An 11,766-nucleotide genomic window follows, 5' to 3' on the forward strand; every position below is an offset into this window, starting at 1 on the left:
TGACCAAGCTTGTGAACAGTTTTTATCCTTTCGTCAGTCTCTTTTGAGTAGAACCTTCTTTTATTCTATCAAAAAATTTTATTCAAACTATCGTTTCCTAGTGCTTAATCTTTTTTTAATCAAATCGAAAAGGAAGCGAAATAAAGCTGTCAGAATCCATTTCGCTTCCTTCTTATAATAGTAGATTTTAATTTATCAAGTCTTGGCCAATATAGCTACTGTCTGATAGGGTTTTAAAAGAATTTTATCTGTCAGGTCGACTTTCTCGTAATTACTAATGAGAACAGTCCCTGCTTGATAAAGGGAAGGCAAGTCTAGTTCAACTGTTTCAGCAAAGAAATTATTGAGAACCAGCAGCTTTTGGCCTTCGTACTCTCGTTCAAAGGCATAGATTTTATCGCTGTCTGTTAAAGCTGCCTGATAACTGCCTTGAGCAATTAGCGGCATTTCTTTTCGCAAACGAATCAATTTTTGATAAAAAGGAAAGATCTTACCTTGTTTTTCATTAGCCACATTGATTTGCGGATAGCTCTTTCCAACCTTCAGCCACGGCCTGCCAGTTGAAAAACCTGCATTCTTACTAGCATCCCATTGCATGGGGGTACGTGCATTATCACGCGATTTGGCTTGAATAATGTGAAAGGCTTCCTCAGAAGATTTGCCTTTATCCATTAATTCTTGATAGGCATTCAGGCTTTCCACATCAACATAATCAGCCATAGAATCATAGTCTGGATCAATCATGCCAATTTCTTCCCCCATATAAATATAGGGTGTGCCACGAGATAAATGAATAGAAGCTGCAAGCATGGTCGCTCCTTCATTGCGAAACTGCTTAATATCAACAAAGCGATTAAGCGCTCGTGGCTGATCGTGATTATTCCAAAAGAGAGCAGACCAGCCATTACCTTGACTCATCCCTTCACCCCAAGTATGAAAGAGATGTTTCAGCTCTTCAAAATCAAACGTTTTGCGCGTCCATTTTTGACCATCTTGATAATCCACTTTCAAATGATGAAAATTAAAGACCATATCCAACTCATGATTGTTAGGATTGCTGTATTGTATGCAGTTAGGAATATCTGTAAAACTCATCTCGCCAACAGTCATACCATTTTCATCCTGACCAAAGCTGGCTTTATTGAGCATTTTTAAATAATCATGATTAATGGGACGGTCTGTATACTCAGGCTTGCCATCAAAATCGGGATTATCTTTGAGAATCTCATCCTTACCAATCACATTGATGACATCAAAGCGAAAGCCCTTGACCCCTTTGCTACGCCAGAAATTGACCACCTTAAACAGTTCTTCACGAACGTGAGGATTGCGCCAGTTTAAATCAGCCTGCGTGACATCATACAGATGCAGGTAATACTTCCCTGTCTCTCCAAAAGGTGCCCAAGCATTGCCCCCGAATTTAGAAAGCCAATCAGTAGGCTTATCTCTTAAAATAAAGAAATCCTGATAATAGGGATCGCCAGCCAAAGCTTTTTGAAACCATTCATGTTCGGTGGAACAGTGATTGAGTACCATGTCCAGCATGATCTCAACGCCATGCTCTTTTCCTTTACGTACTAATTCTTCAAAATCTGCCATACTCCCAAATAAAGGATTCACAGCAGTATAATCAGAAACATCGTAGCCATTGTCACGCTGGGGACTGGGATAGAATGGATTGAGCCAGATAACATCAATTCCCAATTCTTCTAAATAAGGTAATTTTTCAATAATTCCCTGAAGATCCCCGACCCCATTTCCACTTGTATCTTTATACGATTTGGGATAAATTTGATAGACAACCTTTCTTTTGTCTAAGGTCATAGTCTTCTCCTTATAATAAATAATTCTATATTTTGCTTGCTGTTAGGAGAGCCTCACCGCGTTCAATTTCACGAGGAAGACTTCCAACGACATCAGGTTGATAATCATTCTGATTGGTGACAATAACCGGTGTTTCTGTTGTATAGCCTGCCTGATGGATAGCTTCAATGTCAAAACGAATCAATTGATCTCCAACCTTAACCTTATCTCCCTGTTTGACCTGCGTTTCAAAGCCTTTCCCTTCAAGGTTGACTGTATCCATACCAATATGGATTAATAATTCGAGTCCTTGATCTGTTACAAGACCAATAGCATGTTTTGTCGGGAAAAGCACAGAGACGACCCCATCAACAGGAGAGGTTAAGAGGCCTTCGCTTGGTTCAATCAAAGCACCTTGTCCCATGACACCCTGAGCAAAAACGGGATCAACTGCTTCAGATAAAGGTTTAGCTTGCCCCTTTAAAGGACTTTTAATCTCAAAAATTGTTCCGACAGCAGGCTCATTAGTAGCTTGTAATGCTGATGCCTCTGTGTTTTCTGTTTCTTCTTGGTGAGCTTCATCTTCAGATTTAGTAAGAAAGTTAATCCTACGGAAGAAAACCGTTAAAATCATAGGAACTGCGATAGCCACTAACATAATGATGAAAAATGGAAGCATGTATTTAACTTTGATAGATAAAATTCCCGGAAGACCGCCAATACCAATAGCGTTAGCCGTTACATTAAAGGTAACTGAAAGGAAGCCAGCAATAGAAGAGCCAATCATTCCAGCTACAAGAGGATAAACATATTTGATATTCACCCCAAAAAGTGCTGGTTCTGTCACACCAAGATAAGCTGAGATAGTGGCTGGAAGTGAGACTTGTGCTTCACGTTCTTCATGACGGTTCATCAGATAATAAGCAAATACCGCTGAGCCTTGGGCAATATTAGAAAGAGCAATCATTGGCCATAGTCCTGTGCCTCCTGTATCTGCTACTAATTGTGTATCAATAGCATTAGTCATATGATGTAGACCAGTAATAACAAATGGCGCATAGAGAGCTCCAAAGATCGCTCCAAAAAGCCATTTAACAGGACCGGTTAAGCCTGCATATACGATTGTTGAAATCCATTGTCCAATAGTCCAACCGATTGGCCCCAAAACAGTATGAGCTAAAATCAATGCTGGGATAAGAGATAAAAAGGGCACAAAAATCATAGAAACCACTTCTGGAATTTTCTTGCGCCAAAAGATCTCAAGATACGAAAGGGAAAGTCCAGCCAGCAAAGCTGGGATAACTTGCCCTTGATAACCAATACGTCTCACCGTAAAGAAACCAAAATCCCAAACCCATTTTTTAGCGATTTCAGCTGCGGGAGTACTAGCTACATTGTAGGCATTCAGCAGCTGCGGTGAAACCAAACAAATTCCAAGTACAATACCTAAAATTTGACTCGTTCCCATCTTACGGCTGACAGACCAAACAATACCTACAGGTAAAAATTGGAAGATGGCTTCGCCCGGCAGCCATAGAAATGAACTGATACCACTCCAAAATTGTGAATGCTGTGCGATTGTTTGTCCGTCTAGAAATCCCCATTGAACCTGATCGATGACATTACGAAATCCAAGAATCAGCCCCCCAACAATGATAGCTGGGATAATAGGGGTGAAAATTTCTGCTAACAGAGTCATCACGCGCTGAATAGGATTCTGATGGCTTTTAGCAGCCGACTTGGCGGTTTCCTTAGAAACCCCTTCAATACCTGAAACAGCTGTAAAATCATTGTAAAACAAAGGAACATCATTTCCAATAATAATTTGGAATTGCCCCGCATTAGTAAAAGTTCCCTTTACAGCCGGAATAGCTTCAATTGTCTTAACATCGGCTTTACTTTCATCATTTAAAACAAAGCGCATACGTGTTGCACAATGTGTGACAGCAGAAACATTTTCTTTGCCACCAATGGCATCTAGTAATACCTTGGCGTCTTTTTCAAATTTTCCCATAAACTTTTCCTAGGTTAACCTAGTCCTCCTTTAATATGATAACAAGTATGTTTACTTTTTATTGTAAACGATTACAAATTTGTTGGCAAGTTGTTCATAGGAAAAAAGCGCAATTTTTGTTAAAATAAAGTTAGTTGTATGCATTTTTTTAGACAAATTGGATTGAATTGCTTATGAAAAAATATGAAATTATTTTAAAAACTAGAAGAAGACATTCTCAAAGGGCATTATCAAATGGGTGACTATCTTCCTCCTGAAATGGAACTTAGCCAGACCTATGCCAGCAGCCGAGATACTGTTAGAAAGGCTTTACAGCTCTTGACTAAAGCAGGTTTTATTAAAACAGTACAGGGAAGAGGATCCCAAATTATCAAGCGTGAACGCATTAACTTTCCTGTTTCTCAACTAACCAGCTATCAGGAATTGGTTGAACAATTGCAGATGAATGTCAAGACCAATGTTATTGCTATTGATAAACTGATTGTTGATGAGAAACTCACTAAACTAACCGGTTTTGAAAGTAAAGGGCTTGTCTGGCGCATCACAAGACAGCGCGTCATAGACGGTGTTGCTTCCATTTTAGATACGGATTATTTGGATAAAGCACTGATTCCTCATATGACCAGAGAAATCGCTGAACACTCTATCTATGATTATCTTGAAAATAAACTAAAGCTGGACATTGCCTATGCTCAAAAGATTATTACCATAGATCAAGTATCGCAAAAAGATAAAATTTTGCTTGATTTGGATTCTGAAAATCATGTCGTTTCGGTTAAATCTAAAGTTTACCTCAGTAATCAGCAGCAATTTCAATTCACTGAAAGCCGGCACAAACTGGAAAAGTTCCGTTTTGTTGACTTTGCCAGACGGCATCGTGATTAAGACAACAAGGAAAGCACAAAAGAAAAAGAGGCTATCATCTGGATAAATAATTATCAAAAAGCCCCTATTTCACAATGCTAACAAGGGCACAGCACTGCTCGCATTGCATCTTTTTCTGCCTATGAATGGCTATCAGTCGGACACCTCATTTGAAGTGGGATAGAAAAAACGATTAAAGTTGCTGCTTTTCAAGATGATTTTAAAGAGTTGAAAGTTAATATTGTGCGTTTTCTAAAAGAGAATAATCGAGTGATTAAATTGTGATATGCAAGAAACCTCAGATAATTGTATCTGAGGTTTCTTGCCACATAATAAAACTTACAATGAAACTATCGCACTATTGTAATCAATCATTTTTCCTGCCCTTTATCAAGCTTAACAATCCTGCAGCGCCGATTAGAAGCGCACCAGCACCTACCACTTTGAGGAGATTGGAGCGCGTTTTACTGTTATCTCCTGTCTGCGGTAACTCTGCTTGAGAGACTGATAATGATCGCTTGGAAAGAGTTGGCAGCTGTAAGTCATTTTCTTCATCGGTTAAGACTGAAACAGTCTCATTTTTATTTCCATCTTCTGCCTGCTTATTAGCTGTTGGGAGAGGGGTGAGTGCTTCTGGAGTTTGCGGAATTGCTGGTTCAAGTGTCTTAGCAGGATGTTGGGGCTGTTCTGGAACTTTAGGCGTTTCTGGTTTAATGGTTTCATTAATATAAATCATATCCCAAAGCGTCAGTCTTGGCACTTGAATATAAAGAACAGGATCGCCATTCTCATTCGTTTTTACCTGAGTCGCTAGAGAAATCATACTAGATTGCAGCCAATCATCTGGTGACGTCAGATAGACTTGTTTAGCTATTCGTTCAGCCTCTGTCATAGACATACCAGTTAAAGGATAAGTAACCAATAAATTGGTTTGCTCATCAGGTGTTTTATTATTTTCATAACCATCTTCATTTTTCCAGTCGGATGTAATTCCCATAAGATTGAGCAATTGAATGGTCCTGAAATCTTTTCCTTTTTTAGCATAAGTCCAAACTTGATCACCAGTGATCCCTAAAGCATCATGTGACAACTGCTGACCATTCGCAGTGAAAGTCTGAGGTTCAGCAGAATCATTTTCAACCTGATCACGCAAAAGATTTTCATAAGCCGTAATAAATTGTTGGTAATGATAGTTTTTACGATTGAGCTCTTTCGAAACCTTGAGGCTTTGTGTTGGATAATAGGCCGTTTCTAAGACACCAACTCCACCCCCATCATTAGGATTAGCCAGAGCAGCCAGAGACATATGATAGCCCCCTGCTGCCGCAATGGCCGCAGTTGTCAGCAGAACCGCATCTGTTTGGTAAGTTGCTGAAGCTAAAACGTCACGCGCTGCACCATTGAGAGGAACCCTATTCTCATCAAATTTAGGCTCTTCCATATAAGCTCCGACAATCAACGATTTCCCTGTCGCTTGGCGAACTTGATCAACACGAGCTTTCAGATCTCCATAACTATCTTGAGGACGGTTCCCCAAAGCTGAAGTTCCAAAAGGCCATAATTCATTGTAAATCACATCTTGTTTGCTGCTGGCGAGTTTGCCGATATTTTCACCATTAACATCATTGAGTGTTAAATAATACTGAGGCAGTTTTTCCTTCATTTTATTGAGAAATTCAGCATAGACATCAGATAACATAAAGGAATGAGCAATATCTCGACTGTCCTTTTGATTATGGGAAAGAACACGATTATCTCCAATTGTATCTCCCTGCCAGCCGTCAAAACCACCATTTTGCATGGCTTGAGCCATAGCATTAGAAATATAATTTTGCCAACTTTGACTCAAAGGATTGTAATAATATTGCAGCGGCTTATCATCAATAGAGTAAGTCATGACCTGACCATTTTGACCATAACCGCCAGTCTCATAATTATAGATGTACTCAGTATCTGGTAAAACAGCCGTTTCATTAGCATTCTGTGCTAAAATCATATTATAGAGCATGGCAACAGCACCAGTTTGATGGACACGATTGACCAAGGCTTTAACAGCATCCGTTTCAACCTGCGAATGACTCCACCAATTCCAAGACTGATCAAACTTAGGAACATTAGGAAAGGGATTTGTAGCAGACTTATAAACATCATAGAAGAAATAAGAATTAATATTCATATTTTTCATTTGCTCTAATTCGCGATAATAATCTGGTAAGTTCTTAGTCAAGACACTGTTATTGTCTTTTTGAGAACCTCCAATAGCAGCATAACGCGGAAAAGTACGCCAGTCATCCTCAACCGCAATAGCCCGATTGCCCTGCTCTAAAATATTATTTTGGCTGTCTGATACGTTAATCTTCAAAAGATATCCGTGATTATTGGTTAAAAGACTGGCAGGAACAGTCAGCTCCCCTTTTTGAGTGGTATAACTTTCATTGGGAAGAAGGTATTTTGTATAACGAAGTGTATCTAATTTATTTTCAAGGAAATAAACCTCAGCAGTAGCTGTAATGTTTTGGGCTAAAGATGTTGTATTGTTTAAAGTAAGGTTTAAATGAACAGCTTCCCCTGCTTGATAGGTTGCTTTATCTGTTGTCAGAATTACCATGTTGCTATTCTTTTGGTTCTGTGCAGTTTCTAGCACAGCTCTTTCTTTATTGGCAGCAGATACCATTTGCATTGGCTCCTGATGGGAATTGTTAGAAAGTTTCTCCGCTTGAGGTTGTGTATTAGTATCTGCAGAAACCGATTGTCCTTGTTCATTAGAATCTATTGACGCCGGTTCTGGCTGTACTACAGCTGCAGTATTAACCTTCTCTTGCGCTCCAAGATCTACTTCCGAAACAGCGCAAACCGTTGACTCTAGACCCTCAGCTGATCTATTGGCTCCCCCAGCAATTGGCTCTTTCAGCCCTGCCTCATCTCCAGCAGGAGTTTCCTGCATAACATCACCAACACCCGTCCTATCTGTTGAACTATCATCGGCCAATACTGCCATACCATTTGTAAAAAGCAGTACGGTTACAACAGAAGATAAGAACATCTTAATCATTTTTTGCTCATTCTTTTTCATTTTTTAACTCCAAATATTAATTTTGTCATATAATATTAATATTAACAATACAAATTTGTATTTTATCAAAAATATTACAAAATTTCAATGAGAGTTTCATGAAAAATTTCCAAGCTTTTTCATATAAGACTGATAATAAGAATGATTGAATGCCTCAAATGATCACTGTAGGAAGACTTTTAAAGGCCAATGAAAGTGGGATAAGCTTCTATGATTGCTGTGCAATCATCCACAAAATAGTGTCGATCTATAAGATTACGGATAAGAAGTCCTGAGATTATCAGATAAAATAGCCGTAACAGTTTGACGCAGCGGCTATTTCTAAACAAGTTTATTCTTTCTTTTTGTATCCAATACAATCGTCACAGGTCCGTCATTCGTAAGAGAGACTTGCATATCGGCACCAAATATTCCCGTTTGAATAGGAACAAGCTGAGCCAGTTCTTGGTTAAATTGATCATATAATTGACTGGCCAAATCTGGCTGTGCAGCTCCCGTAAAAGCAGGACGATTGCCTTTCTTAGTATTGGCAAAGAGAGTAAATTGAGACACAGAAAGAACCTCCCCCTTAATGTCTCGAACGGAAAGGTTCATCTTCCCTTCTTCATCCGAAAAAATTCTCATATTAGCAATTTTCCAAACAGCATAAGATAGGTCTTCTTGAGTATCATCTGGTCCTATCCCGACTAATAAAACTAGGCCTTGGTTAATGGAAGCTCTGCTCTTACCTTCAACAGTCAGACTGGCTTTCATAACGCGTTGAATGACAATTTTCATCGGCACTTACCCGTTAGTCCTTTTAACAGAATAAACATCTGGAATGACCTTGATTTTATCAACAACAGCTGTTAAAACGGTTAAGTTAGGGATGCCAAAAGTCACATGGATATTGGCAAATTTCATATCCTTAGTTGGCTGGGCATTGACTGTTGAGATGTTCTTTGTTTGATTCGATAAGATTTGCAGAACATCATTTAAGAGACCGGCACGATTGAGACCATAAATATCAATTTCTGCCATATATTCTTTGGTAGAATAATCATCTTCCCATTCGACATCAATTAGCCGTTCCTCATAGCCTTCCTGACTCTTAATATTATGACAATCAGCACGATGAATAGCAACGCCACGACCTTTGGTAATATAGCCTTCAATAGGATCGCCTGGGACAGGGTTACAGCACTTAGCAATCCGCATCAAGAGACCAGAAGAACCTTGGACAATAACACCGCCTTCACTTTTAACCTTAAGGACTTCTTTTTTATTGTCGTGCTTGACTTCGCCGCCTTTCATAAGTTCCTCAGCTTCTGCCTTAGCCTTGGCACGTTCTTGTTCACGGCGTTCTTTTTCAGTCAATTTGTTAAAAACGGTGACGGGCGACAATTCACCAAAACCGACAGCCGCATAAAGGGCACCTTCATTACGGTAGTTAAGGCGATTTAAAACAGCCTCCATATGTTTCCTATCCAAATATTTATTGGCCACATAGCCCTGCTCTTGAAAATAATCAACCAGCAAATCACGGCCTTTTGTGATAGAGAGTTCTTTATCTTGGTTTTTAAAAAATTGACGAATTTTATTACGAGCTTTATTGGTCTTAACAATATTAATCCAGTCACGACTGGGACCAAAAGAATTAGAATTTGTGATGATTTCAACCACATCACCTGTTTTAAGCTTAGCTGTTAAGGGAACCATGCGACCATTCACTTTAGCACCTGTTGCCTTTTCTCCGACCTGTGTATGAATGGCATAGGCAAAGTCAATAGGACCAGAATCTTTAGGCAATTCTTGAACAGCACCATTAGGCGTGAAAACATAAATGCGCTCTGCAAAGATATCTTCTTTGACAGAATCAACAAAGTCAACCGCATTGCCATTGGAAGCGTCTTGCAATTCAACCAGTTCCTTAATCCAGTTCATTCCTAGAGCTGATTCTTGACTGTTAACCTTGCCTTTGATTCCCTTTTTATAGGCCCAATGCGCTGCTACCCCATATTCAGCCACTTGATGCATTTCATGCGTCCGAATTTGCACTTCAATTGGCCCTTTGGGGCCATAAACAGTTGTATGAATGGATTGGTAACCATTTGCTTTAGGGTTAGCAATATAGTCCTTAAATCGACCGGGCATAGGGCGCCAAAGCTCATGAATATAACCCAGCATGGCATAAACATCACTTTGTGTATCCAAAATACAACGAATAGCGATCAAATCATAAATCTGATCAAAACGTTTCTTCTTATCACGCATCTTCCGATAAATGGAATAAATGTGTTTTGGGCGTCCGTAAATCTCACCGTGTAAGCCTTGCTCTTCAGTATAAGCTTTGATTTTATCAACAATATCATCAACTAATGCTTCACGTTCACGACGCTTTTCGTTCATCAAATGTGAAATTTTATAAAATTCAACTTCATTAAGATAACGAAAAGCTAAATCTTCTAATTCCCATTTGATGCGACTAATCCCCAGTCGATGCGCCAAAGGAGCATAAATTTCCATGGTTTCACGTGAAATACGTTCTTGCTTATCCTTGCGTAAATGCCTTAACGTCCGCATATTATGAAGACGGTCAGCTAATTTAACCAGAATGACACGAATATCTTTGGACATAGCCATCAACATCTTACGGTGATTTTCTGCTAGCTGCTCTTCATGCGATTTATACTCAACTTTCCCTAGCTTTGTGACACCATCAACAATGTTCTTAACATCACTGCCAAATTTAGCTTCTAAATGATCTAAAGTTGCTTCGGTATCTTCAATGACATCATGCAAAAAGCCACAGGAAACTGTAATAGCATCCAAATGTAAGTCCGCTAAAATTCCTGCAACCTGAATAGGATGAATAATATAAGGTTCTCCTGACTTACGAAATTGACCGCTATGGCATTCCGTGGCATAATCTAAAGCTTTTTGAACAAAGGCAACATCTGCTTTGTTCATATACATTGAGCAGATATCAATAACCTCTTGACCTGTTAAATTTGCATCTTTCGCCATCTTTTGCCTCTCTAAAAATATCTTATTCCTATTCTAACACTTTAGGGCAAAAAGAAAAAGGGAGAATACCTGATGATCCGCTTAGCAACTAAACTTTTAGACACCACTAAAAAAGAAAAGCTCCTATCTTTGACAGATAAGAGTCTTTGCTTATTTGTTCAAATTTGCTTGGCAGGCTAAACCACAGTGATCACTAATCATTGGGTAATGTTTCCCATCAAAAACAACTTCTGATTTTTCCACCTGCCAATCTGAACTCAAGAAAATATAATCAACTTTGAGGGCTTCTTGATTGCCTTGCCAGCCATCAATCTCCTTTTGGATAGTGGCTTGACCATAAGTAATCTTAGCTGACTGGTGACTATCTTGTAATTTCAGTGAGCTTTTTAGAATCGCTTGATATCCTTCGTTTTCATAAGGATTGTTAAAATCTCCCATTAAAATTAAGGGAAGCTTGAGGTTGGACAACGCTCTTTCCAACTTGTTCCATTCCCCTTGAAAGCCCTTGTTCCACCAAGACATATGAAGGCTGACAATAGCAATATCCTCCTGAACAATTTTCGTTTTTCCTAATAGGGCTCGTCTCGTATGATAGTCATGTTCATCATCCACATCTGAGATGAGGATTCCCTGACTGACAAGCGGTGTTTTGGATAAAATAGCTACGCCTTCTTGAAAACGATCATAGCCGATATGATTATAAGCCCAAGACCAATAATAAACGCTCTCTTGTTTCAATAAAAAAGTCACTAACTGTAGAGCATAATTGTCCTTATGAATGGTTGGAGTTCCTGTCACCTGACAATAATTAGGCAAATCTTTAGCAGGTTCTGAATGCAAAAGCTGGTTCACCTCTTGAACGCAAATAATATCATAATCATTTTCAAGAATTGTTTTTCCTAAAATCTCTAATTTCTTTTGTGGATCTTCTTCCATCCAACTATGGCTATTGATTGTTAATAACTTAACCATTGTTCCTCCTTTATCAATCAAGAAAAGGAGCGGA

6 protein-coding genes and 1 pseudogene are annotated in these 11,766 nt (G+C 39.1%); 1 reads left to right on the top strand and 6 read right to left on the bottom strand.

Annotated elements, in window-relative coordinates:
- Window positions 1–195 precede the first annotated feature (195 nt).
- Together treC and treP are read right to left on the bottom strand one after the other, a co-directional pair.
- Window positions 196–1,824: an alpha,alpha-phosphotrehalase gene (gene treC / locus SRT_RS09620; RefSeq protein WP_128833906.1), complete on the bottom strand. Its 1,629-nt coding sequence runs from the start codon at window positions 1,822–1,824 to the stop codon at window positions 196–198.
- Between the two features lie 25 nt (window positions 1,825–1,849).
- On the bottom strand, window positions 1,850–3,817 hold the full coding sequence (gene treP / locus SRT_RS09625) for a PTS system trehalose-specific EIIBC component (protein ID WP_128833907.1): 1,968 nt from the start codon (window positions 3,815–3,817) through the stop codon (window positions 1,850–1,852).
- Between the two features lie 173 nt (window positions 3,818–3,990).
- Here treP and treR point away from each other — a divergent pair.
- Window positions 3,991–4,702, top strand: a pseudogene (treR, locus tag SRT_RS09630) (trehalose operon repressor).
- Between the two features lie 346 nt (window positions 4,703–5,048).
- On the opposite strand, the gene SRT_RS09635 reads toward treR, so the two are convergent.
- The 4 genes from SRT_RS09635 to SRT_RS09650 form a co-directional block, all read right to left on the bottom strand.
- Window positions 5,049–7,754, bottom strand: coding sequence for a glycoside hydrolase family 66 protein (locus tag SRT_RS09635; RefSeq protein ID WP_161940055.1), 2,706 nt, complete (start codon window positions 7,752–7,754; stop codon window positions 5,049–5,051).
- A 321-nt stretch (window positions 7,755–8,075) separates the two neighbouring features.
- The gene (gene dtd, locus SRT_RS09640) at window positions 8,076–8,531 is read right to left on the bottom strand and encodes a D-aminoacyl-tRNA deacylase (RefSeq protein ID WP_128833908.1); all 456 of its coding nucleotides are present in this window, start codon (window positions 8,529–8,531) and stop codon (window positions 8,076–8,078) included.
- A 6-nt stretch (window positions 8,532–8,537) separates the two neighbouring features.
- Window positions 8,538–10,760 (bottom strand): RelA/SpoT family protein, encoded by a 2,223-nt coding sequence (locus SRT_RS09645; RefSeq protein ID WP_128833909.1) that lies wholly within the window; start codon window positions 10,758–10,760, stop codon window positions 8,538–8,540.
- A 150-nt stretch (window positions 10,761–10,910) separates the two neighbouring features.
- Window positions 10,911–11,732, bottom strand: coding sequence for an endonuclease/exonuclease/phosphatase family protein (locus tag SRT_RS09650; protein WP_128833910.1), 822 nt, complete (start codon window positions 11,730–11,732; stop codon window positions 10,911–10,913).
- Window positions 11,733–11,766 lie beyond the last annotated feature (34 nt).

The sequence above is a fragment of the Streptococcus troglodytae genome (genome assembly GCF_002355215.1).
In the GTDB taxonomy this organism is placed as follows: domain Bacteria; phylum Bacillota; class Bacilli; order Lactobacillales; family Streptococcaceae; genus Streptococcus; species Streptococcus troglodytae.